Annotated in this window: 14 protein-coding genes; 10 read left to right on the top strand and 4 right to left on the bottom strand. The window is 65.3% G+C overall.

Annotation, left to right across the window (positions count from 1 at the left end; all coding sequences use genetic code 11):
* Nucleotides 1-255 precede the first annotated feature (255 nt).
* A complete protein-coding gene (gene thrS, locus ASF41_RS07220) occupies nucleotides 256-2,283 on the top strand; it encodes a threonine--tRNA ligase (protein WP_056491968.1) in 2,028 nt (675 codons plus the stop codon).
* 61 nt (nucleotides 2,284-2,344) lie between these two features.
* Here the strand turns inward: thrS and ASF41_RS07225 are convergent, their stop codons facing one another.
* Both ASF41_RS07225 and ASF41_RS07230 read right to left on the bottom strand, forming a co-directional pair.
* Entirely contained in the window at nucleotides 2,345-2,767 is a 423-nt protein-coding gene (locus ASF41_RS07225; protein WP_056491971.1) for a hypothetical protein, read from the bottom strand.
* 37 nt (nucleotides 2,768-2,804) lie between these two features.
* Entirely contained in the window at nucleotides 2,805-3,773 is a 969-nt protein-coding gene (locus ASF41_RS07230) for a hypothetical protein (RefSeq protein ID WP_156653228.1), read from the bottom strand.
* Nucleotides 3,774-3,984: 211 nt separating this feature from the next.
* Between ASF41_RS07230 and ASF41_RS07235 the strand changes: the two genes are divergently transcribed.
* From ASF41_RS07235 to ASF41_RS07250, 4 genes are all read left to right on the top strand, one after another.
* On the top strand, nucleotides 3,985-4,548 hold the full coding sequence (locus tag ASF41_RS07235; protein ID WP_056491974.1) for a nitroreductase: 564 nt from the start codon (nucleotides 3,985-3,987) through the stop codon (nucleotides 4,546-4,548).
* A gap of 10 nt (nucleotides 4,549-4,558) precedes the next feature.
* A complete protein-coding gene (locus tag ASF41_RS07240; protein ID WP_056214229.1) occupies nucleotides 4,559-5,170 on the top strand; it encodes a flavin reductase family protein in 612 nt (203 codons plus the stop codon).
* Nucleotides 5,171-5,254: 84 nt separating this feature from the next.
* A complete protein-coding gene (locus tag ASF41_RS07245; protein ID WP_056491977.1) occupies nucleotides 5,255-5,629 on the top strand; it encodes a type II toxin-antitoxin system RelE/ParE family toxin in 375 nt (124 codons plus the stop codon).
* Nucleotides 5,613-5,936, top strand: coding sequence for a DNA-binding transcriptional regulator (locus ASF41_RS07250; RefSeq protein ID WP_056277636.1), 324 nt, complete (start codon nucleotides 5,613-5,615; stop codon nucleotides 5,934-5,936). The genes ASF41_RS07245 and ASF41_RS07250 overlap by 17 nt, the downstream gene beginning before the upstream one ends.
* Before the next feature lie 64 nt (nucleotides 5,937-6,000).
* Here the strand turns inward: ASF41_RS07250 and ASF41_RS07255 are convergent, their stop codons facing one another.
* A complete protein-coding gene (locus tag ASF41_RS07255) occupies nucleotides 6,001-6,924 on the bottom strand; it encodes a DMT family transporter (protein ID WP_056491980.1) in 924 nt (307 codons plus the stop codon).
* 297 nt (nucleotides 6,925-7,221) lie between these two features.
* Between ASF41_RS07255 and ASF41_RS07260 the strand changes: the two genes are divergently transcribed.
* The 5 genes from ASF41_RS07260 (at nucleotide 7,222) to ASF41_RS26430 (ending at nucleotide 23,124) form a co-directional block, all read left to right on the top strand.
* Nucleotides 7,222-8,313 carry a hypothetical protein gene (locus ASF41_RS07260; RefSeq protein ID WP_056214238.1) on the top strand — a complete coding sequence of 364 codons (1,092 nt, stop codon included), beginning with the start codon at nucleotides 7,222-7,224 and terminating at the stop codon, nucleotides 8,311-8,313.
* The gene (locus tag ASF41_RS07265) at nucleotides 8,303-11,464 is read left to right on the top strand and encodes an efflux RND transporter permease subunit (protein ID WP_056491983.1); all 3,162 of its coding nucleotides are present in this window, start codon (nucleotides 8,303-8,305) and stop codon (nucleotides 11,462-11,464) included. Before ASF41_RS07260 ends, ASF41_RS07265 begins: the two co-directional genes overlap by 11 nt.
* A 1,069-nt stretch (nucleotides 11,465-12,533) precedes the next feature.
* Nucleotides 12,534-19,274: an Ig-like domain-containing protein gene (locus ASF41_RS07270; RefSeq protein ID WP_162242105.1), complete on the top strand. Its 6,741-nt coding sequence runs from the start codon at nucleotides 12,534-12,536 to the stop codon at nucleotides 19,272-19,274.
* Nucleotides 19,275-19,975: 701 nt separating this feature from the next.
* Nucleotides 19,976-20,977 (top strand): hypothetical protein, encoded by a 1,002-nt coding sequence (locus ASF41_RS07275; RefSeq protein WP_156653229.1) that lies wholly within the window; start codon nucleotides 19,976-19,978, stop codon nucleotides 20,975-20,977.
* A gap of 311 nt (nucleotides 20,978-21,288) precedes the next feature.
* Nucleotides 21,289-23,124, top strand: a complete 1,836-nt coding sequence (locus tag ASF41_RS26430) for a M64 family metallopeptidase (protein WP_082504151.1) — start codon at nucleotides 21,289-21,291, stop codon at nucleotides 23,122-23,124.
* A 201-nt stretch (nucleotides 23,125-23,325) separates the two neighbouring features.
* Here the strand turns inward: ASF41_RS26430 and ASF41_RS24675 are convergent, their stop codons facing one another.
* A complete protein-coding gene (locus ASF41_RS24675; RefSeq protein WP_156653230.1) occupies nucleotides 23,326-23,637 on the bottom strand; it encodes a hypothetical protein in 312 nt (103 codons plus the stop codon).
* Nucleotides 23,638-24,025 lie beyond the last annotated feature (388 nt).

Raw genomic sequence — 24,025 nt, forward strand, 5'->3', positions numbered from 1 at the left:
GTTGGACCGGCTTTGTCAATTGATCGGCCGGCACGGGCCGCGATGGTGATTGAGGATCCCTGGCGATTGTCAGCAACCCGGGGCGGGAGCGGCCGCCGGGGGCCCGGGACCGGATGCGCGGAATCCGCGTTCCTTCCCGATGCGAATGGGTCTAAACGGCCCGGCGCGGCGCCGCATCGGGGCCGCGCCGACCCCGACCCGCCCCCCGCTTACCTGCCGCGTACGCAGGAGTGAGCCTCCAAGGAGCCCCCGGCCATGCCGATCCTGACCTTCCCCGACGGCAACACCCGCAGCTACGACGCCGCGATCACCGGCCGTGCCGTCGTCGAGGGCATCGCCAAGTCCCTGGCCAAGCGCACCGTCGCCATGGCCCTCGACGGCACCGTGCGCGACCTCGACGACACGATCGCGCAGGATGCCCGCATCGAGTTCCTCGACCGCACCGACCCGCGCAGCCTGGAGCTGATCCGGCACGACTGCGCCCACGTGCTGGCGGAGGCGGTGCAGGCCCTGTGGCCGGGCACGCAGGTCACCATCGGCCCGGTGATCGAGAACGGGTTCTACTACGACTTCGCCCGGGACGAGCCCTTCACCCCGGAGGACTTCCCGAAGATCGAGGCGAAGATGCGCGAACTCATCGCGCGCGACGCCCCCTTCACCAAGGAGGTCTGGAAGCGCGACGACATCCGGGCGCTCTTCGCCGGGAAGGGCGAGGCCTACAAGGTCGAGCTCGTGGACGCGATCCCGCCCGGCGAGGACCTCAAGGTCTACCGCCAGGGCGACTGGTTCGACCTCTGCCGCGGCCCGCACATGACCTCGACGGGCAAGGTCGGCACAGCCTTCAAGCTGATGAAGGTGGCGGGCGCCTACTGGCGGGGCGATTCCAACAACCCGATGCTGACCCGCATCTACGGCACCGCCTGGGCGACCAAGGAGGACCTCGACGCCTACCTGCACCGCCTGGAGGAGGCCGAGCGCCGCGACCACCGGCGCCTGGGGCGCGAGATGGACCTGTTCCACTTCCAGGAGGAGGGGCCGGGCGTCGTGTTCTGGCACGCCAAGGGCTGGACCGTGTTCCAGGAGCTGATCGCCTACATGCGCCGGCGCCTGCGCGGCGACTACCAGGAGGTCAACGCCCCCCAGATCCTCGACAAGGCCCTGTGGGAGACCTCCGGCCACTGGGGCTGGTACCGCGAGAACATGTTCGCGGCCCAATCCGCCGGCGACGAGGCCGAGGACAAGCGCTGGTTCGCGTTGAAGCCCATGAACTGCCCCGGCCACGTGATGATCTTCAAGCACGGCCTGAAATCCTACCGCGACCTGCCCCTGCGCATGGCCGAGTTCGGCGTGGTCCACCGCTACGAGCCCTCGGGCGCCATGCACGGCCTGATGCGGGTGCGGGGCTTCACCCAGGACGACGCGCACATCTTCTGCACCGAGGACCAGCTCGCCGACGAGTGCCTGAAGATCAACGACCTGATCCTCTCCACCTACGCCGATTTCGGCTTCGGCGAGATCGTGGTGAAGCTCTCGACCCGCCCCGAGAAGCGGGTGGGCTCGGACGCCCTCTGGGACCATGCCGAGGACGTCATGACCCGGGTGCTCACCCAGATCGAGGAACAGTCGTGGGGCCGGATCAGGACCGCGATCAACCCGGGGGAGGGCGCCTTCTACGGGCCGAAGTTCGAGTACGTGCTGCGCGACGCCATCGGGCGCGACTGGCAGTGCGGCACGACCCAGGTGGACTTCAACCTGCCGGAGCGCTTCGGCGCCTTCTACGTCGATGCCGAGAGCGGCAAGAAGCCCCCGGTCATGGTCCACCGCGCCATCTGCGGCTCCCTGGAGCGCTTCACCGGGATCCTGATCGAGCACTTCGCCGGGCATTTCCCGCTCTGGCTCGCGCCGGTGCAGGTGGTGGTCGCCACCATCACGGGCGATGCCGACCCCTACGCCCGCGCGGTGGTCGCCGCCGCGACCCGCCTCGGCCTGCGCGTCGAGGCCGACCTGCGCAACGAGAAGATCAACTACAAGGTCCGCGAGCACTCGCTGGCGAAGGTGCCGGTGATGCTCGTCGTCGGCCGCAAGGAGGGCGAGGAGCGCACCGTCTCGGTCCGGCGCCTGGGCAGCCAGCACACCCGCACGGGCGGCCTCGACGAGACCCTGGCCGCCCTGGTGGCGGAGGCGACCGCGCCGGATCGCATCCGGGCGGAGGCGGTGGCCGAGACCGTGCCGAGCGCCGACGTCGCTCTCGACGGCCAGCACGGCGAGGCCCCGACGCCGTAGGGCGGCGGGTTCGGCCTCCGGGCGGTTGCGTCCTCCGGGCGGTGCCCGGGGGATGCCCGGATCAGGGGGCGCAATTGGCGGCGTAGAGGGCCAGGATGCGCTGCAGGGCGGCGTAATCCTGCGGCGTCGCCGGGTTGCGCAGTTCGGGCCCGTCCGGGACGAGGCCGGCGATGCCCGCCGCGAGGTCGGCGACGAAGCGGCGGGGCCCCACGGGATTGCCCATGCGGTTGGTGGTGTCGACGACGCCGCAGAAAGCCCCCGCGCGGCCGGCACGGAGCTGGCCGTAACGGGCGGGGGCGGGCGCTCTCAGTCCCTGTCCCAGGAGGGCGATCACCCGGTCCGCGCGTTCCGGACCGATCTCCCGGTCGGAGCCGTCCGCCACGAGCGCCCGCGCGGGATCCGCCCCCTGCGCCCGCGCGGGACGCGGCACCAGGAGAAGCGGCGCCAGGAGCAGGACGAGGGCACCGATCGCAAGTCGCCTCATGCGTGTCGTCTCTCTCCGCCGGTCGGGACGCCTCGGCTCAGCCCGCCTTGGCGATCACCTCGACGTCGCGGTTCAGGCCGCTCTCGACCTTGAATTCGCGGGTGTAGACCTGCCCGTCGTGGCGGGCGATCAGGACGTAGTCCCCCTCCGCCAGGGTCACCTGCGGGAAGGCGCCGATGGCCTCGCGGATGGTGTCGCCGCCCGGCGTCAGCACGCTGAAGGCGGTGCCGGCGAAGGCCTCGGCGCCTTCGGCCGCCACCAGCTTCAGGGTCAGGGTGGCGGCGCGGTGGTTGAGGGTGGCGTCCGTGACCTTGCCGTTCTCCACCTTGAGGTCGGCGCGCTGGATCGCGTTCGAGCCGCCATAGGTCGAGACCACGTGGTAGGTGCCCTCGGGCAGGCGCAGGAGCTCGCCCGCCTTGACGCCGCTGCGCACGAGGCGCCCCTCGGAGTTCGTCCCGATCGGCACGAAGACCGAGAAGGCGAGCTGGTCGGCGCCGAGCTTCACGTCGCCGATGGCGCCCGAGAGCTTGAGCGCCCCGGCGCTGACCTTGAGCTGCTCGGCGGCCGGCTGGCCCGCCATGACGACCCGGCGCGCGGCGCTGGCGAAGCCGTAGGTCACGGTGGCGACGTAAGCGCCCGGCGGCAGGGTGAAGCTCGGCTCGGCCGCCTCGGAGCGGGCGACGATGCCGGGCTTCGTGCCGTCGGGGCGGTCCTCGTAGATGCGCCAGGCGAGGCCGGAGCGCAGGGGCTTGTCGCCGCCCGCGAACACCGCCGTGAGGGTCAGGGCCGCGCTCGCCGCGCTGGGCAGCGGCGGCGAGGGGTCCGACATCGACGGGGAGGGCATCGAAGGGGAGGGCATCGAAGGGGAGGGCATGGACGGGGAGGGGAGGTTGGGCCCGATCCGGTTGTGGAAGGCGTTGCCGTCCTGCGCCGCGGCGGTGCCGGGGTGACCGCCGAGGAGGAGGGCGCAGCCCAGCCAGACCGATCCGTACCCTGCCCGCGCCATCCCGCACCTCCCAATCCCGACCGGGGCGTCCCGGCGGCGTTGCCAATCTGCCGCCGGCGCGCCATGTCACGGACGGCCGCCGCGCCCGGTGCCCGCCCTCTGGAACCGGACCATGGCGGCGGCAAGGCCGCGCGGGTCCGGGCTCCCGTCGCCCGAGGGCCGCGCGTCTCCGGTCCTGCCCCCATCCGCCCGATCCTGCTCCAGGGATGCCATGAACACCACCCTCGATCTCCTGCGCACCCGCCGCTCGGTCCCGCCCCTCCGCCTCGCGGGACCGGGCCCGGACGCGGCCGAGCTCGACGCGCTCCTCACCATCGCGTCGCGCGTGCCGGACCACGGCAAGCTGGCGCCCTGGCGCTTCCTGGTGATCGCGGGCGAGGCCCGCACCCGCATCGGCGACGCCATCGCGGCGGCCTATGCCGCCGACCACCCGGAGGCCGACGCCGCGCGCCTCGACCTCGAGCGCCACCGCCTCGCCCTCGCCCCCCTGGTGGTGGCGGTGGTGTCGCGGGCCGGCCCGCACATCAAGATTCCCGAATGGGAGCAGGTGCTCTCGGCCGGCGCGGTGGCGATGAACCTCGTGGTGGCGGCCAACGCCGCGGGCTACGCCACGGCGTGGCTCACCGAGTGGTTCGCCTACGATTCCCGCATCCTCGACGTCCTCGGCCTCGTGCCCGGCGAGCGCCTCGCGGGCTTCATCCATATCGGGCACGCCCAGGAGGTGCCGCCCGACCGGCCCCGCCCGGCGCTCGCCGACATCGTCACCCGGCTCTGAGGGGCACCCCATGCATTACGACGCCGAGACCAAGGGCCTGCCGCACAACCCGCTGAAGGCCCTGGTGGCCCCGCGCCCGATCGGCTGGATCAGCGCGATGAACCGCGACGGCGCGGTGAACCTCGCGCCCTATTCCTACTTCAACGCCGTGGCGGCCGGCCCCGACATGGTCATGTTCTCCTCGGCCGGGCGCAAGGACGCGATGACCTTCGCGGAGGAGGGCGGCGAGTTCGTCTGCAACCTCGCCACCTACGACCTGCGCGAGGCGGTGAACGCCACCTCGGCGCCCCTGCCCCGCGGCGAGAGCGAGTTCGCCTTCGCGGGCCTGACCCCGGCGCCCTCGCGAAAGGTGCGCCCGCCCCGGGTCGCCGAATCGCCGGCCGCCCTGGAGTGCAAGTGGCTGCAGACCGTGCCGCTGACGCCGCTCGACGGCAGCGACGCCTCCCACTTCCTGGTGATCGGGCAGGTGGTCTCGATCTACATCGACGACCGCTTCATCCGCGACGGCCTCGTCGACACCGGCGCCATGCGGCCGATCCTGCGCGGCGGCTACTTCGACTACTTCACCGCCGAACCGGAGACCCGGTTCGAGCTGCGCCGGCCGGCCGGCGGGGGCGGGTAGGCGCCCGACCGCCCTTCCGTCACGGCAGCCGGGCGCATCGCCGCCAATCCTTGATTTTTATAGCACCCGGTGCTACGATTTGGAATGTCGGCCGATACACCCAGAACCTTCAAGACGGCATGGTTTTTCCGAGCCGCTCGAAAGGCTCGCATCCAGGACGACGCGCTGTGCGCTGCAATCCGGGATGTGGCCAGAGGTCAAGCCGACGATCTCGGGAGTGGCGTCTTCAAGAAGCGCCTGGACAAGAACCGGTATCGCAGCATCATCCTTGCGAAGGGGGGCCGATACTGGATCTTCGCATACCTGTTTGCCAAGAAGGACAAAGCGAACATCGCGGACGACGAACTGGAGGACTTTCGAACCCTCGCCAAGGCTTACGGGGCGATGACCGAGGAGCAGCTTGCCGAACTCATTGCGGACAGGGACCTGACGGAGATTTGCCATGGCGACGAAAGCTAGGTTCAGGAACGCGGCCTCCGAGGCGATCCACACATCTGCGGCTATGCTTCACAAGGTCGGTGCCCTCGACAAGGCGACGATGCGCGACTTCGATGCGCGTCATCTGGCTGTCCCGAGCGCCATCGATCCTGCTCAGATCAAGCGGATCCGTGAGGCCAACAACGTCAGCCAGCCCGTCTTCGCACGCTATCTCAACACGAGCGAGAGCACCGTCGAAAAGTGGGAAACCGGCGCCAAGCGGCCGAGCGGGATGGCGCTCAAGCTGCTGAGCGTCGTCCAGAAGCACGGATTGCAGGTCCTCGCCTGAATCTCCCCTCCGCCGGTCTCGCCACGCAACCCGTGACGTCCGATGCCGCCGGCGGCTGGGCCCCTCACCGCCGCCGGCCCAGGCGCTCCGCGATGGCGATGCCGCCGATGACGAGGGCCAGCGCCAGGGCGTCGTGCCAGCGGACAGGCTCGCCCACCAGCAGGATGGCGAGGCCGGCCCCGAAGATCGGCACGAGGTTGACGAAGAGGCCGGCCCGGTTCGGGCCGATCAGCTCGACGCCGCGCAGGAAGGCGAGCTGCGCGATGAGCGAGGGCCCGAGCGCCACGAACAGCACGATGGCCCAGCCCTTGCCGGTCGGCCAGATCGTGTGGCCCAGCGCCCATTCGGCGGCGAGCGGCGGCAGCGAGGTCACGAAGGCGGAGAGCGCCACGGCGGTGAAGAAGCTCAGGCCCGAGACCTTGGGCCTGCGGGAGAGCGCCACGGTGTAGCCGGCATAGAGCCCGCAGGCGACCAGCATCAGCACGTCGCCCCGGTTGAAGGCGAAGGTCGCCAGCACCCGCCAGTCGCCGTGGGTCGCCGCCACCATGGCGCCCGCCAGCGTCACGGCGACGCCGAGGAGCTGCGCCCCCGTCACCGCCACCCGGTGGACGAGATAGTTGATCAGGATGACGAGGACCGGGATCGACCCCTGGAACAGGGCGATGTTGATGCCGCTGGTGAACAGGCCGGCGGCGTAGAACAGGCTGGCGTAGAGGGTGTAGCCGCACGCTCCCATCAGCAGCACGTAGCGCCAGTGGCGCGTGAGCCGGTCCCACTCCGCGTTGAGGCCGGCCCGGGCCGGCAGCGCCAGGGCGAGGCAGGCGAAGGCCCAGCGCAGGCAGGTGAGCACCTGGGGCGAGACCTCGCCCGCCGCCCACTTGCTCGCCACCACGTTGCCGCCCCAGAGCAGCATCGTGAACACGAGGAGCGGGTAGGCCGTGGTCGCCGGCTCGGCCGCGCGTCCGGCGGGCGTCTCCGGGACGCGCATGGGGCGGATCTCCCTGGGCTCGGGCCGGGCTCGCGGCCGGCGACCGGCGACCGGCGACCGGCGACCGGGGGATAGCCCGCCGGGGGCCGCGGGGACAGGCCGTCCGGCGCAACACCGCCATCGAAATCCGTCCGCGGCCGCCGCGGCGCGAATCCCCGCGGTCCTGCGGAGAACCGGCAGCGTGCCCATCCCCCGGTATCGCTCGGCGCACCGATTCCCTCTGCGGGTGAACACGGTTATGCCGGGCGGAACACAGCGGCGATACGGCCGCGGACCAGGGGGAGGGCGAGACAGTCGGTGACGTGGCGATCGCTCCTCCTCGCCCTCCTCCTGGTCGGCGTGCTGGCGGCCGGCCTCGGCGGCCTCGCCGTCTCGCCCCAGGGCGCCCTCCTCCTGGGCGAGCTGCGCGAGCACGTCGAGGCCCTCCAGGCCCGCCCCGGGCCGGCGAAGCCCGCGCACCTGCCGGCCCAGCGCACAGCCGTGGAGGAGGGCCGCACCGTGGTGCGCCTCTCGGCCGCCGAGCGCGCCCGCATCGGCATCACGACCGAGGCCCGGCCCCTGGCCGAGCACCGGGAGGAGTTGCAGGCCTATGGCAGCGTCCTCGACCTCGCCCGGGTCACCGACCTGACCAACGCCTATGCCAGCGCCCAGGCCGCGCTCCAGACGGCCCAGGCCCGCGCCGAGGTCTCGCGCAGCGCCCTGCAGCGGGCCAGGACCCTCGGCCCCTACGCCACAACCGTGCAGGTCGAGACCGCCGGGGGCACCGCCCAGACCGACCAGGCCGCCCTGGCGGCGGCGGAATCCCAGGTGCGCACCCTCTCGGCCACCGCCCAGCAGGAATGGGGGCCGGTGATCGGCCGGGCCATCGTCGCGCGCGCGGCCACCGTCACCCGGCTGATCGAGCGCACCGACTTCCTGGTGCAGGTCACCCTGCCGCCGGGGGAGGGCCTGAAGGGCCCGCCGGCGGCGGCCTTCGCCGAGGTGCCGCCCCAGAGCGCGCGGGTCGCCCTGGCCTACGTCTCGCCCGCCACCCGCACGGACCCGCGCATCCAGGGCCTGAGCTTCTTCTACACCGTGCCGGGCGACAGCGGCTTCCTGCCCGGCATGAGCATGCTGGCCTTCCTGGCCTCCGACCGCAGCGTCACCGGCCTCAGCGTGCCCGAGGACGCGGTGGTGCACTGGCAGGGGGCCGCCTGGATCTACCGGGCGGTGGGGCCCGACGCCTTCGCCCGCCACCGGCTGAAGGCCGACCCGCCGATGTCGGCCGACGCCTACGTGGTGGAGGACCTGCCCGGCGGCACCGAGATCGTGCTCTCGGGGGCGCAGGCGCTCCTCTCCGAGGAGATGAAGAGCCAGCTCCAGGTCTCGGGCGGCGTCGATGACGATTGAGGCGCCGGGCTCCGGACCGGGAGGCTCCCGCGGCCCCCAGGCGGCCCTGGTCGCCTTCGCCGTGCGCTTCCGCGGCGTCGTCCTGGCGCTCAGCCTGGCGCTCGCCGCCTACGGCTTCGTCGTGCTGGCCGATGCCCAGTACGACGTCTTCCCGGAATTCGCGCCCCCCGCCGTGGTGATCCAGACCGAGGCCCCCGGCCTCAACCCGGAACAGGTCGAGGTGCTGGTGACCCAACCCGTGGAGGTCGCGGTCAACGGCCTGCCGGGGGTGGTCTCCCTGCGCTCGAGTTCGATCCAGGGCCTGTCGGTGATCACCGTCACCTTCGGGGCCGGCAGCGACATCTACCGGGTGCGCCAGCTCGTCACCGAGCGGCTGACGGCGCTGGCCGGCCGCCTGCCGCAAGGGGTGCTGCCGCCGGCGATGACGGCGCTCACCTCCGCCACCAGCACGGTGCTGCTCGTCGGCCTGACCACGCAGAGCCGCTCGGACATGGACCTGCGCACCCTGGCGGACTGGACCGTGCGCCTGCGCCTCCTCGCCGTGCCGGGGATCGCCCAGGTCTCGGTCTATGGCGGCGCGGTGCGCTCGCTGCAGGTGCAGATCCGCCCGAACGACCTCGTGCGCTTCAACATCGGCGTCAACGACGTGCTCGCCGCCGCGCGGAAAGCCACGGGCGTGCGCGGGGCCGGCTTCGTGGACACGCCCAACCAGCGCATCGCCCTCCAGACCGACGGGCAGTCGCTGAGCCCCGAGGCGGTCTCTCGGACCGTGCTGATCAACGAGGGCGGGGCCAGCGTGACCCTGGCGGACGTCGCCACCGTGGTCGCCACCGGCGAGCCGGCGATCGGCGCCGCCCTGGTGGACGGCCGGCCCGGGGTGCTCCTCATGGTCGGCGCCCAGTACGGCGCCAACACCCGCGCGGTCACCGCGCGGGTCGAGGCGGCCCTGGAGGACCTGCGCCCGGCCCTGGCGCGCGAGGGCGTGACCCTGCACGCCGACCTGTTCCGGCCGGCCAACTTCATCGCCATCGCTAACGGCAACGTGCTCCAGGCCCTCGGGCTCGGCGGCATCCTGGTGGTCGTGGTGCTGTTCGTCTTCCTGTACGACTGGCGCACCGCCGTGATCTCGGCGCTGGCGATCCCGCTCTCGCTCATCGCCGCCGTGGTGGCGCTGCAGGCGCTGGGCGAGAGCCTCAACACCATGACCCTGGGCGGGCTCGCCATCGCCATCGGCGAGGTGGTGGACGACGCGGTGATCGGCGTCGAGAACGTGGTCCGGCGCCTGCGCGAGAACCGCCGCCTCGGCGGCCCGCGCCCCGAGGGACGGGTGGTCCTCGACGCCATCCTGGAGGTGCGCACGGCGGTCGCCTACGCCACCATCGCGGTGCTGCTGGTCTTCCTCCCCGTCCTCGCCCTGTCGGGCATCGCCGGCCGGCTGTTCGGCCCCTTGAGCCTCGCCTACATCCTCGCCGTGGTGGCCTCGCTCGCCGTCGCCCTCACGGTGACCCCGGCCCTGGCGATGGGGCTGCTCACCGGCCGGCGCGAGGCCTCGACCCTGGACCCGCCGGTGATGCGCGTCGCGCGCGGCGCCTACGCCCGCCTACTCACCCGGATCGACCGCGCCCCGCGCGTCCTCATGACCTGCGGCCTCCTCGTCACCCTCCTGGGGGCCGCGATGCTGCCGTTCTTCGGCTCGACCTTCCTGCCCGACCTCAAGGAGGGCCACCTGATCCTGCACATGGCGGCGGCGCCCGGCACCGCCCTGCAGGAATCCCTGCGGCTCGGCACCCGCATCACCGCCGAACTGAAGGCGATTCCCGGCATCCGGGCGGTGGCGTCGCAGATCGGCCGGGCCGAGGCCGGCCAGGACACCGCCGGCACCCATTACAGCGAGATCCACATCGACCTCGAACCCGGCCTCGACGGGGCGGGGCAGGGGGCGGCGGAGGCCCGGATCCGGGCCGTGATGGCGGGCTTCCCCGGGGCCGCCTTCTCCCTCAAGACCTTCCTCACCGAGCGCATCGAGGAGACCGTGTCGGGCTTCACCGCCCCGGTGGTGATCAATGTCTTCGGCACGGATCTCGGCGCCATCGAGACGGCCGCCCGGGACATCGCCCGCGAGCTCGCCGAAGTGCGGGGCGCCGTCGACATCCAGCAGAGTTCCCCGGCGGGCCTGCCCCAGGTCAATGTGGGCTTGCGGCCCAACGACCTGCGCCACTGGGGCCTCTCGGCCATTGAGGTGATGGAGGTGGTGCGCACCGCCTACCAGGGCGACATCGTCGGCCAGACCTATGCGGGCAACGCCGTGTTCAACGTCCTCGTCATCCTCGATTCCGCCACGCGGGGCCGGCTCTCGGCCCTGAGCGACTTGCCCTTGCGCGGCTCCGGCGGCCGGGTGGTGCGCCTCGCCCAGGTGGCGGACATCTACGAGACCTCCGGCCGCTACCAGGTCCAGCACGAGGGCGCGCAGCGGGTCCAGGCGGTCACCGCCAACGTGACGGGGCGCGACGTCGCCGGCTTCGTGGCCGACGCCAAGCGCAAGATCGCCCGCGCGGTCGCCCTGCCCCCCGGCACCTATGTGGGCTTCGCCGGCTCGGCCGAGGCGCAGGCGCGGGCCCGGCGCGACCTCCTGGTCTATTCGGGGCTGGCCGGCCTCGGCATCGTCCTCCTGCTGGCCATCGTGACGGGAAGCCTGCGCAACCTGCTGCTGGTGCTGGTCAACCTGCCCTTCGCCTTCGTGGGCGGCGTGCTGGCGGTCTTCGCCACCGGGGCCGTGCTGTCGCTGGGCTCGATCGTCGGCTTCGTCACCCTGTTCGGGATCAGCTTGCGCAACACCATCATGATGATCGCCCATTACGAGCACCTCGTGGTGGAGGAGGGGCAGGCCTGGGACCGGGACACGGCGGTTCGCGGGGCCGCCGACCGGATGGTGCCGATCCTGATGACCTCCCTGGTCACCGGCCTCGGCCTGCTGCCGCTGGCGCTGGGCGCCGGCGAGCCCGGCCGCGAGATCGAGGGCCCGATGGCCATCGTGATCCTGGGCGGCCTCGCCACCTCGACGGTGCTCAACCTCCTGATCCTGCCGACCCTGGCCCTGCGCTTCGCGCGCTTCGGCACGCCGCAGGGCAGGGCGCTCGAACCGGTCGCCTGAGGCACCCTCGCCCCGCGCGACCCGGACGGCACGGCGGCGTAGACCAGGAGGGCCGGATCCGGGGCCAGGCGAAGGCCGGATGGCCGTCCCTGGCCATGTCATCGCTAACTGGCGACGGTCAGAGATAATTGGCGGGATCATCCGGGATCATCCGGAATTTCGCGCGCCGCGCCGGCTCCTGGCGGAGGTCATCACAGCTTCTGCTTGACCCGGTCGCTTGGCTTTGGACTGGTTGATTAAAAGGGGCAGACCCGTCGTAAGCCAAGCGATCAGGTCAAGATCCTACGATGATCTAAGCAAGCCTGTTGTCAGGTATGAGGAAAGGGTTTTTAAGCCGGGAGATTTCCGGTCAGCCTTTCCCGACACCCCCTCTACAAAAAGGTTCGCGAAAATTTGGCGAAGATCAAATGTCAGGAAAGAGATCGTTTACCCGACATCCTGACCGTTAGGACGACCGTCTTTTTGGGTGGATTTCTGCCTGTCTGCTTTCAGCAAACAAAAATACGGGAAAGACGTTAGGCGGAGCGGCCACGACGGAGAGATTTGCCGCCTTGATGCCGAGCTTCTACGTCAGTTCGAAATCTCTGCGGTTGAAGCTGAAACAGAGATGTGCCTAATTTTTGAACAGGATGGCTTTCTCTATAAGCAAAGCTTCCTCAAACTTAATTAAACACGGTTTTCGTGCACTGTGATATATTTTCAACAGTCGTTTAAGGCTTGAAGTATTCCCTATCCATCTAAAATGTAAAGCAATATTCAGATATTTATGATAAAACATATAAATTTACTGGAAATATTTTGATTTAAATCTTTATATTACTATTGTAATGATATATTATATATTTGATATAAGTTTTTAATAATTATATATTTAATATAATTCAATAAATAGTATTTTAAAATACGGCCCAATTTGCTTGGAATTATTATCTTGGATAGCCATTACCAAGTAATTCATGGTGCAATCTTTTATACAGATAATAGTTGATAGAAGTAAAATACAATTACGCATTTGGCTTGTCGCTAAGCTGATGAGTAGATAATGCTCCCAGAATCCTGGGGCATTACAATGATCTTCTTGCAGCGCGCCGAGAGTGGCGCATCGCTCACCTTCAATGGCGATGCAGCGCGAATATTGAAGGGTAGTCAGGTCGTCGTCGATTGGACGGTCGGCGGCCTCATCACCAATATTCCCGAGGGGAGCGGCTACACGGTCGAATTCCGGACGGGCTCTACGATCCGGAGTGAATCGCTCGCGGTCGGCATCGTCGTCCTGACTCTTGGCCAGTCCAACATGAAGGGCTGGTATCAGACGCCGAGCCTGACCGCGTCGGACGCCGGCAACGGTTACATGTACGATTCCGGGCAGTGGGTGCCGGTGCAGGGCGCCGGTGCCGGCGCTTTCGCAAACAGCCTGTCGGCGAGCCTCGGAGGGGTGCCAGTCGCCTTCGTCAACGGAGCGGTCAACGGCAGCGCCCTCTTTGCAGCGGACGACGGCGGCTTCGGCTACTGGGAAGGCGGGCCGACCAGCCTCTATCCAGCCGCGCTCCAGACACTATCGAGCGCCGGAGGCAAGGCAGAGTTCGTCCTCTGGGCGCAAGGGGAAGCGGACGTCGGCGTCACGGCCGCCCGCTACCAGTCCGGCCTGACGACACTCTTCACCAGCATTCAGAAGGATCTTCCCGCCAGCGACGTCCTCATCGTTGGTCTCGGACCCATACGTGTTAGCGGGCAGGAGGGTGGTTACAAGGCAATCCGGCAGGGCCAGGCTGGCACTGCAGCGGCGATGGAGCACGTCGAGTACGTTCCAACCGACCTCGACCTCGACCTCGCGGATGGACCGCACCTGTCTGGCGCATCCCGTGCCTGGCAAGCGCGAGAGGTCGCAGCGATGGCGGCATGGCTGCGCGGAGGCGCGAGCGCATCGGCCGTCGAGAATCTTGGCACGGCGGACGCCGACCAGTTCCATGGCACAACGAGCGGTGACATGATCGCCGGCTATGGCGGAGCCGATGAACTGTTCGGCAACAAGGGCAACGACCTTATACGCGGCGGCGATGGCAACGATTTCGTCTCTGGCGACGAGGGCGATGACCTGCTCTCTGGCGGGAACGGCGATGATACGGTGTTGGGCGGGGCCGGCAGCGACGAGATCTACGGGGATGCCGGCGACGACGTTCTGGACGGTGGTTCCGGCGACGACCTTCTGTTCGGTGGCGAAGGCATCAACCAGCTCATAGGGGGAGCAGGGAACGACACCTTCATCATCAACCTGGGCGACACCGTCGTCGAGATGAACGATGGCGGCACGGATACGGTGCGGATCGCCGACAACTACGTGCTCGGCGCCAATGTTGAGAACCTCGTGCTGCTCGGCAAGGCGGTCTCCGGCACGGGGAATGCGCTCAACAATCGCCTGACGGGCGACACGCTCGCCAACCAGCTCTACGGACTTGGTGGCGACGACTACCTGTTCGGAGCCGAAGCCAGCGACACTCTGTCGGGCGGCGCGGGCAACGACCTGCTGGATGGCGGCACCGGCGCCGACATGATGATCGGCGACACCGGCGACGACACCTACTTCGTGGACAATACCGGCGACGTGGTGCGCGAGTTCGCGGACGAAGGGATAGACACCGCCAAGGTCTCGATCGCGAACTATACGTTGCCGGACTTTGTCGAGAACCTCGTCTTCGGCGGATCGGGGGCATTATCGGGCGCGGGCAATGAGCTTGCCAACACCTTGCGCGGCGGAAGCTCGACGGACGCGCTCTACGGCCGCGGTGGCGACGACCAGATCTACGGCCTGCTCGGCAACGACATCCTCGACGGCGGCGTCGGCGACGACACCCTGTATGGCGGAGCCGGCAACGATACCTACTACGTCGACGCGGCCGGCGACCGGGTGTCCGAGATCGATGGCGGGGGCAGTGACACGATCTATGCAAGCGCCAGCTTCGCCCTGCCGACGGATGTAGAAGCGCTGATTCTCATTGGGTCGGCGGCGATCAACGGCACCGGCAACGAACTGGCCAACCGCATCACCGGCAACGACGCGGCCAACGTCCTGTCCGGCAACGATGGCACCGACACGCTTCAGGGCGGGGGCGGCGACGACGTGCTGGATGGCGGCAGCGGGGCCGACACCATGAACGGTGGCACGGGCAACGACACCTACGTCGTGGATAATACCGGAGACATCGTGTCCGAGAACGGCGGAGGCGGGGTCGATACGATCGTCACCAGCCTGTCCAGCTACACCCTCTCCGCTTCGTTCGAGAACCTCGTCTTCACGGGCTCCAGCGCGTTCAAGGGCAACGCCAACGATGCGGCCAACAAGGTGACCGGGGGCAACGGCAACGATGTCCTGAACACCTACGGTGGCGCCGACATTCTCGACGGCGGCGCGGGCGCGGACACGATGACCGGCGGGCTCGATAACGACGTCTATTACGTCGACAACGTCGACGACACGGTGATTGAATACGGGACGGGCGGCATCGACTTGGTTCGCACCACGCTCAATCTCTACACGTTGCCCAAGAACGTCGAGCGGAGCGAATTTCTGGGAAGCGGTGCGTTCAAGGGTACCGGCGGTACCGGCGCGGAGACGTTGGTGGGCGGTACCGACGCGGACACGCTCGACGGATCGTCCGGCAACGACACCCTGATCGGGCTTGGCGGAAACGATACGCTGATTGGCGGATCGGGGACGGACACGGCCGCCTATCAGGCCTCGGTCCATAACCATCAACTCGTCAGGAGCGGTGGCACGCTGATGCTGCGGGATGTCACTGGCGTCGATGGCACCGACACGCTGTCGTCGATCGAATGGCTGACCTTCGCCGAGGGCCAGTTCAGCACCACCGCCAACAACGCACCGATCGCCGTCGCGGACAGCTTCTTCGCCCTGTCAGGCGCCGTCACGGCGCTCAGCGTCCTCGCCAACGACTGGGATCTGGAGGCCGGGCGAACCGGGCTCCAGGTCAGCCTGGTGTCGGGCCCCGCCCACGGTGCCCTTCAGGTCAACGCCGACGGCGTAGTCAGCTACACATCCACACGCGGCTTCACGGGGACGGACAGCTTCACGTACCGCCTGTCCGACGGCGCGCTGACGTCTGGGGCGGTGTCCGCGTCGATCACGGTCCAACCGCCCGTGAACACACCGCCGGTCTTCACCTCGCCCGCCACCGTCGTCATATTCGAGAACAATACCCAGGTTCTCACTCTCGCGGCGAGTGACGCGGATGCCGGCGACGCGCTCGTCTACACCATCGCAGGTGGTCCGGATGCGAGCCTGTTCCGCATCGTGAACGAAAACGAACTCGAATTCGTGGCGCACGCCGACTTCGAGGGCGTGCATGGCCCCCGGTACGACCTGCAGGTCAAAGCGAGCGACGGCACCCACGAGGTGCTGCAGACGCTGAAGGTCGTCGTGGCCGACCAGAACGACATGGCCCCCGTCATGACGCTGCCGGCCACTGTGATCGTGCCCGAGAACCAGACGCAGGTGCTCGCTCTGTCGGCCAGCGACGCGGATACGACAGGCGAGACGATCACCTTCGGCATCCGGGCCGACGGGGCCGACGCCGCCCTGTTCCGGATTTCCGGATCGCAGCTCTCCTTCGTCGCCCCCCCGGATTTCGAGAGCGCGAACCACGGCCCGTACAGCGTGACCATCGTCGCCTCGGACGGCATCAACACCACCGAACAGAGCGTCAAGGTCGAGGTCACCGACGTCAACGACAGTGCGCCGGTCTTCGCTGTCCCGGACAGCTACGCCGTTTTGGAGAACACCACCAAGGTCGCGACCCTCGCCGTGAGCGATGCCGACAGCGTGGGAGGGCCGATCCGGTACAGCCTCAAGCCCGGAACCGGTGACGCGGCCTGGTTCAGATTGCTCAACCACGATCTCGAGTTCGTCGAGCCCGCGGATCACGAGGCCAGCCACGGACCCACCTACAGCGTGACCGTGGTCGCGTCCGACGGGCTCAACGCGACCGAGCAGGCGATTGCCGTCACCGTGCAGGACGTCAACGACACCGCGCCCGTCATCACGACGTCGACGAACCTCGTCGTGACCGAGAACGAAACTTACGTCGCCGATCTTGCCGCTCGTGACGCCGATACCACGGGAGAGGCGATCAATTTCAGCATCAAGCCGGACACGGCCGACGCCGACCTCTTCCGGGTGGTGGGCGGACGTCTCGAATTCGTCGATCCCATCGATCGCGAAGGGCCACACGCTGCTACCTACAGCGTCACGGTCGTCGCCTCGGATGGTGTCAACGCGACGGAGCAGGCGATCACCGTCGTCGTTGAGGATGCAAACGACAACGCTCCAGTCTTTACCTCACCGGCCAGCGTCACCGTCACGGGTGGGCAGACAAAGGTCGTCGACCTGACAGCGCGCGACGCCGACGTGACGGGCAGCCCCGTCAGCTTCAGCATCAAGCCAGATGCCGGCGAGGCGTCGCTGTTCCGCATCGTGGATCAGCGTCTTGAGTTCGTCGAGCCCGTGGATCACGAGGCCGATCACGGACCCAACTACAGCGTGACGGTGATCGCGTCCGACGGGCTCAATGCGACCGAGCAGACGATCACTGTCGCGTTTCAGAAAGCCGATGCTTCGACCGATCGGCCGCCCCTGGACTTCGCCCTCCCGTCCGCTCACGTAGACGAGAACGCCGCCGTCGGGACGGTCGTTGGCACGCTGCAGGCGATGGATCCCTCCGGAGAGAACGCCTTCACCCTGCTCGACGATGCCGCCGGAATGTTTCGCCTCGACGGCGCCAATCTGATCGTTGCCGGGCACCCCGATTTTGAGCTGGCGAGCCGTCACACCATCACGGTGAGGCTGACTGACGGGTCCAGCCGCAGCGTCGAGCACGCGTTTGCCGTCAGTATCGGGGATGCGAACGACAACGCACCGGTCTTCACTAGCGCCGCCAGTTTCGCCGTCGCCGAAAACACGATCGTGATCGGGACCCTTGCGGCGAGCGACGCGGATACGACGGGCGAGGCGGTCACGTTCAGCATCCTACCGGAGAGCGGGGATTCGACCCTGTTCGCAATGGTGGGTGACCGGCTGCAATTCGTAGATCCCGTTGACTACGAAGCGTCACACGGCCCGGTCTACAGCGTCACGCTCGTTGCATCGGACGGCGTCAACAGCACCCGGCAGACCGTCGCCGTCAGTATCGAGGATGCGAACGACAACGTCCCAGTTTTCACGACGCCGACGAGCTTTTCCATCGTCGAGAACACGACCCGAGTTGCCTCTCTGGCGGTCACCGATCCCGACAGCGTGGGAGCTCCCGTCAGCCTGGGCATCAAGCCCGGAACGGATGACGCCGACCTGTTCAGATTGGACGGCTCGACGCTGTACTTCGTCGAAGCCCCCGATTTCGAGAACCCGGATCACGGCCCCTATCACCTCACCGTGGTGGCGTCGGACGGCGTGAACAGGACCGAGCAGGTGATCGAGGTCGCGGTCACCGACGCGGTCGTAGGCGATACCTTGCGGGGAACCCAGGGAGATGACGATTTCACCCTCGCCTCTCCGTTCAGCTTCGACACGGTGGACGGCCTCGGCGGAACGGACCGTCTGGTCGTCGGCGCCTCCTCCGCCTGGATCGGGGGGCAGGGCGCGGCCTTCGTCCTCGATCTCGGGGCTGACGGCGTGGTCGACCTCACCGGTTTCAACATCGAGGCCTTCTCGCTGTCCGGCTCGACACTCGCCTTCACGAGCGCAGTGGCCAATACCGCACTCGCGCGTGGCGGCGTCACCTTCGCGGGAACTGATGGCAACGACACCCTCGATGGCTCCCTTGGTGGCATCGCGATGATCCTGGACGGCGGTGGCGGCGCGGATGTGCTCAGGGGCGGTGCCGCCGCAGACCTGATCAATGGCGGCGCGGGCAACGACCAGATGAGCGGCGGTCTCGGCAACGATACCTACGTGGTGGACAGCCCCGGCGACATGATTACGGAGAGAGCCGGCGAGGGGAGCGACACCGTCCGCACCGACCTGTCGATCCATACGCTGGGCGCCAACCTGGAAAACCTCGTCTATACCGGCGCGTCGGCCTTCACGGGCACCGGCAACGCGCTTGCCAATGCGATCACAGGCTCCGGCGGCGCAGATCGCCTCGACGGGCTGGCCGGCGCGGATACGATGATCGGCGGCCTCGGTGACGACAGTTACATCGTCGACAACGTTGGCGACGTCGTGGTGGAAAAGCTGAACGAAGGCAACGATGGCGTGACCGCGAGCGTGTCCTATACGTTGGCCACGGACATCGAGAAGCTGACGCTCACCGGCAAGCTCAACCTCAACGGCACCGGCAACGCGCTTGCCAACACCCTATCAGGCAACAGCGGCGACAACGTCCTTATCGGGCTGGTCGGCGACGACGCAATTTATGCCGGCGCCGGCAACGACACGCTGATCGGCGGCTGGGGTGCCGATGTCATGACGGGCAACGGAGGCGCCGACGCGTTCGTGTTTGATGTAATGGAATCGAAGGTCAATAAGGACACGATCAAGGACTTCGAGCACGGGATTGACCATATTGTGTTCAGCAAGTCCGTCTTCGCTGCACTGGAGAGCGGAACCGGCGGAGCGCTCGATCCGTCCTCCTTCGTTATCGGCAGCGCGGCAACGAATACGAATCATCACATCATTTACAATCCGAGCGCTGCCGCGCTCTACTATGATACCGATGGTTTGAATGGCGCGCCCTCGGTCCTGATTGCGACGTTTTCCAACAAGCCGGTATTGGATGTAGGCGACATACTGGTTCTTTGAGAGCCTGTTTGAGGTCTTTGTTTCAGGCTGGATTGTGGAGGGCGTTGGTGACCATGAGGCTGGCAAAGCGGCCCGTTGCGACTTCGAGGCGTCCGGCGCGCTCGCGGCACAGGCCGCCCCAGCGGCTGAGCCATACAAAGGTCCGCTCGGCGACCCAGCGATGAACAACGCTGGGTGCAAGGTTCAATAATGCCCAGCTGGCGAACGGTTCCTCATCAGCAGGGCCGTATCGGGCTCAAAGCCTATCGATTTTGAATTCCCGACAGACTTCTCTGACGGGTTTGAGCGTCAGGTTTACGGTCGAATAACTGACATCGACGAGCCATGCCGTTGGCGCAGGCGGGGACAGTAGCAGTCTTGCAGCAATGGTGCTTTCCCGCACCTTGGTTGAGGTCGTTTGCAGACCTCCTGATCCGCCAAAGCTTTTGCCGTAGACAGTGCGCATTGTATCCAGCTAACCTCTGCTTCGCTGTCACGTCACGCGGAATTACCTTTTTATCTGGTCGTGACCTTAGCCGAAATAATACTACGATTATTCAACTGATTACACATGCAAAGAGGGGGCTTTGCATTTCGCGGGTTGGCATAAATCTAAGCATACGCTGCGCTTTTCACTGCGCATGGTTGCATTTTTGCCGAGCTTCGAAAGGCCGTGCGCTGTCAGAATGCAGTGCCCGCCAGTTTCGTAGGATAGAAGGAAGATGATAAAGCCGGCGCTGCGCGACCTAATATGTGCTGAGACGAAGGCTGCTCGGCTCAAATCCAATAGTCGCAGAACACAAGTTGCTTACGTAGGCGCGCCCGGCCATGAGCAGGCTGCTGCCACGCCCGCGATGCCGCCGGCGCGTCAAGCCGCGCGGCTCGTCTCCCCCCTAATTCGACCTGGCCCCCTGTCGGACTGGGGGTTCGCAACCGCGTTCTGCCGCGTCTCGGAAGGACGAAGCGTCCGGGCTGCCCGCTTTGAGTACGTCGAGCGCGGTTTCAAAGATGATCTGATGACCGAGATCGATCCGGCCCGGCTCAAGCGTCGCCTAATCGACGTTGTCTCGGATGGGCGCGACCACGTCCGTCTTTCGCATTGGTTCCTGGACCAGGGCGACTGGGAGCAGGCGCTCGTTGCGCTAGAACCGTCGGAGGTGCACCTTGAGATGGAGGCCATCTTTGAGCCCGAAGATCGCCTCCAGGAGACGGCCGCCTATCGACAGCTTCTCTCGGTCGCAGCCCTCGGGCGGCCCCAAATCCACAACGGCGTCCGCCTCTCAACCCCGGAACTGATCCGGAGCTACTTCGAGCATTACCGAAATCTCAGGCTCAGCATCGAGCGGCATGGATTTCTACCGCGCCGGCAGGTGTCCCGCGAAATCAGCAACGCTTTTGCCCGTAACATGGTCCGCAGCAGCAAGGCCGAGCTGCAGGAGCGGGAAGTCAGCATCGCCATCTCGGCCGATGGGGAACCCATCCGCATCGTCGGAGGCCATCATCGAACCGCGATCGCCCAGCGCATTGGCCTAACCCGCATGCCCGTGCAGGTCAGGCTCGTGCACGCGAAATGGCTTGCCCGACAGGTCCAGCAAACGGGCCTTTCTCCTGCTAAAGCTCTTATGGCAGGAATACGAAAATTGAGCTATCTACTCATCATTTCAACGTTTTGGTATAAAATCTATATTGATGAAATATGCCTATCTGGCACTGCGGTAGTGTAAAGCTATCTAGAGGAAGTCGTTCTATTGTACAAATGAATTGATGCAGCCCTGACTTTGCCGTATGCGGTCGCATCTGTCGGTAAAACGATCGGATACCCGACATGCCAAGCTATACGCAGAACGCGGGCTCAACCTTTGCGGTGTATAGCAAGGCCGGCGCAAGGGGTTGTAAAACCACCCTTTCAGCAACTGCATTGATATTTTTCCCTGTTCAATTGCTTGCATCGCCTTTGGTATAGTAAAATCCTAAGGTACCAATGAGGTGCCGGATCTCCGGACGAAAGCATTTATTTTTAGTGGATTGACGCTTCATGGCCATTCTCCGTCAAGTTTATAACACGGGATCCAGCGCGAACCGTATTGATATGATATTGATGGGTGATGGCTATACATCTGGAGAAATAATAACCAATTACCAGGCTGATGTTGATTCTCTTTTAGGTTATCTCTTCGATGACGGATTTTTGACGCAACCATTCGGACGTTATAAACAGTTCTTCAATATTTCTGCTATTGACGTTATGTCAAAAGAATCTGGCGCCGATGACCCAACATCCGGGGTAATTCGAGATACAGCTCTGAACGCAAGCTACAAATGGGATGGAATCACAGATAGGCTCCTCTACGTTGACCAATCAAAGGCAAACGAAATACTAAAACGCGCATTGGACGGCACAAATATTAATGCGGAAATGCGATACATTTTGGTCAATGATACTAAGTATGGCGGCGGCGGTGGGTATTACGGCGTTTACGCCGCCGGCAATGTTCATGCGAAGGATGTCGCTGTTCACGAAATCGGTCATTCATTCGCAGGACTGGGAGACGAGTACGGCGGCATCTCTGGTCGGTACAACGATCCAGAGCTTTATGCTCCCAATGTCACCACTGATCCCGCCGGAGCCAAGTGGTCAGAATGGATTGGCTACATCGATCCGATCCTAGGCACCGTCGGAAGTTATGAGGGTGGTGCCAATTATGATGAGGGTGTCTATCGACCTACACAATCCTCAAAGATGAGAGATTTAGATCGTCCATTCGATCCGATCGCCCGTGAAGAATTCATCCATAGTTTTTATAAATATGTCGACCCGATTGATAGCTATGATCCCAATGATACAACCCTTACAGACATTCGGCATCTTCATATAGACGTTGTCGACCCAAATATCATATCAGTAGATTGGACTGTAAATGGGTCAACATTTTCAAATTGGGGCGAAAGCCTAAGCCTTGAACACCTTGGTTTTACATCCGGAACGTTTGAGATAACGGCTAGGGCATATGATACCACGGATTGGGTCCGAGGCGATCGCTCGGATCTTGAGCAATCCATTAGTTGGAACGTAGAGAATAGTTATACGTTTATGCCGGACATTGATGGTGGTGGTGACGACACCTACGTGGTCGACAAGATTGGCGTCAATATTGTAGAAGCTTTCAACGGCGGTATCGACACAGTTCGGACTAGCCTAGAAAGTTACATTATCGGATCTAATATTGAAAATCTGATCTATACTGGCATATTTGGATTCAACGGCACCGGTAATGAGGTTGCTAACATTATCATCGGTGGTTCTGGGGTAGATAAGCTGAACGGAAAGCTCGGGGCAGACACTTTAATTGGTGGCGCACGTAGTGACACCTATTACATCGACAATGCGGGTGACGTGGTGGTGGAACTTGCTCACCAAGGAACAGACCGAGTGGTCTCTCAGGTGAGCTATGTGCTGTCCGACAACGTCGAGAACCTAAGCCTGGGTACCAGCGGGGCGCTCAGCGGCGCTGGCAACGCACTAGCAAACAAGATCGTCGGCAATCCTGGCGTCAACGTTCTCGACGGCCGGGGCGGCGCGGACACGCTGACGGGCGGCGGAGGCAACGACACTTTTGTCTTCCACGCTGGCGAGACGCAAGGCGATCAGGTCGTAGACTTTACTGGGGCAGGCGCGGCCGTGGGTGACGCCTTAGCTTTCTACGGCTTCGGCTCGGGAGCAAAGCTGAGCCAAATCGGAACGACAGACAGCTACACCATCACAGCGGATGCGGCGCACGGCGGCGCGAGCGAGACGTTTCAGCTCGTCGGAGTGACCAACTTCGATCTGCTCACAGGCACAAACCACAACGACGTCATGTTGTTTGCCTGAGGCGAAGTAGGCCAGATCGTATGGCTCACCTCTCCGCGGGTGAGCCATACGGGCATGCTGGAGGGCATTGGTTCCATAACGCTCAACCGGCGAACGGCCCTGCCTCAGCAGGTCTTGGCAGACGGGCGAAAGGCATGAGCGTCCAATACTCGTTCCTCGCAGGCCGGCCTCTCGGGTTCCGACCTGCTGGTCTGACGTGTGTCAGCGCATATGGCCGCGGATGCTCTTCTGATCTCGTGCATCTGCACGCTGCCGTGCTGGCGTGTTTGCCATGGTGCGGTCGCGATAGGCGATGCTGTTCTGCTCGCGCCGGATCGCTCGCTCGTTCGCGTGAGCAGCCTCGTACTTCAAACGGTTCTCATGCATCCGCTCCCGGATACGCTCCCGCCGCTCGGCCCCACGTTCGGCCCGTCCCTGTGCGGCACGTTCCTCACGGCCGAGCGCTTGAGCATTCACTGCAGGTACAATGGACAGCAGCCCCAGGGCTGTAAGAGCGACAGCAGCGTAGCGCATGATAGGTGATCCTCCTGGCCGACTGATCGCCATCGACAGGGACAAAGAACGCTCACGCCGCTGATCCGATCCTGAACGTTTTCATCAATGCCCAATCTTTGTCCGTGACTCGCACAGTGAGCCTGAGCGTCCTGGTTGGAGGCAGCCTACCGCACTGCGGATAAGGTCGCTTGGAATTAAAAAAAGGCGGAGTTTTGGACACAGCGCAGCTGATTTAATGCAGGGCCGCTCCCATCAATGCGGTTATTGGTACAGCGTACAGGCTTCGCAGATCGCGCAGGATGGGCCTTGTCTGTCGTCAGATGATTTGGGACATTCAGCGGTGTTCAGGAGCGGAGGCTCTGGTCCATCTGGGGTGAGAGGTTAGGCAGCCTGCGCGTGATGGCGC

It is taken from the genome of Methylobacterium sp. Leaf111, assembly GCF_001423285.1.
Classification (GTDB): Bacteria; Pseudomonadota; Alphaproteobacteria; order Rhizobiales; family Beijerinckiaceae; genus Methylobacterium.

Coding starts and splice junctions, on each gene's coding strand:
- thrS (WP_056491968.1), top strand. CDS start 256: ATGCCGATCCTGACCTTCCCCGACGGCAACACCCGCAGCTACGACGCC.
- ASF41_RS07225 (WP_056491971.1), bottom strand. CDS start 2,767: ATGAGGCGACTTGCGATCGGTGCCCTCGTCCTGCTCCTGGCGCCGCTT.
- ASF41_RS07230 (WP_156653228.1), bottom strand. CDS start 3,773: ATGGCGCGGGCAGGGTACGGATCGGTCTGGCTGGGCTGCGCCCTCCTC.
- ASF41_RS07235 (WP_056491974.1), top strand. CDS start 3,985: ATGAACACCACCCTCGATCTCCTGCGCACCCGCCGCTCGGTCCCGCCC.
- ASF41_RS07240 (WP_056214229.1), top strand. CDS start 4,559: ATGCATTACGACGCCGAGACCAAGGGCCTGCCGCACAACCCGCTGAAG.
- ASF41_RS07245 (WP_056491977.1), top strand. CDS start 5,255: ATGTCGGCCGATACACCCAGAACCTTCAAGACGGCATGGTTTTTCCGA.
- ASF41_RS07250 (WP_056277636.1), top strand. CDS start 5,613: ATGGCGACGAAAGCTAGGTTCAGGAACGCGGCCTCCGAGGCGATCCAC.
- ASF41_RS07255 (WP_056491980.1), bottom strand. CDS start 6,924: ATGCGCGTCCCGGAGACGCCCGCCGGACGCGCGGCCGAGCCGGCGACC.
- ASF41_RS07265 (WP_056491983.1), top strand. CDS start 8,303: ATGACGATTGAGGCGCCGGGCTCCGGACCGGGAGGCTCCCGCGGCCCC.
- ASF41_RS07270 (WP_162242105.1), top strand. CDS start 12,534: ATGATCTTCTTGCAGCGCGCCGAGAGTGGCGCATCGCTCACCTTCAAT.
- ASF41_RS07275 (WP_156653229.1), top strand. CDS start 19,976: ATGATAAAGCCGGCGCTGCGCGACCTAATATGTGCTGAGACGAAGGCT.
- ASF41_RS26430 (WP_082504151.1), top strand. CDS start 21,289: ATGGCCATTCTCCGTCAAGTTTATAACACGGGATCCAGCGCGAACCGT.
- ASF41_RS24675 (WP_156653230.1), bottom strand. CDS start 23,637: ATGCGCTACGCTGCTGTCGCTCTTACAGCCCTGGGGCTGCTGTCCATT.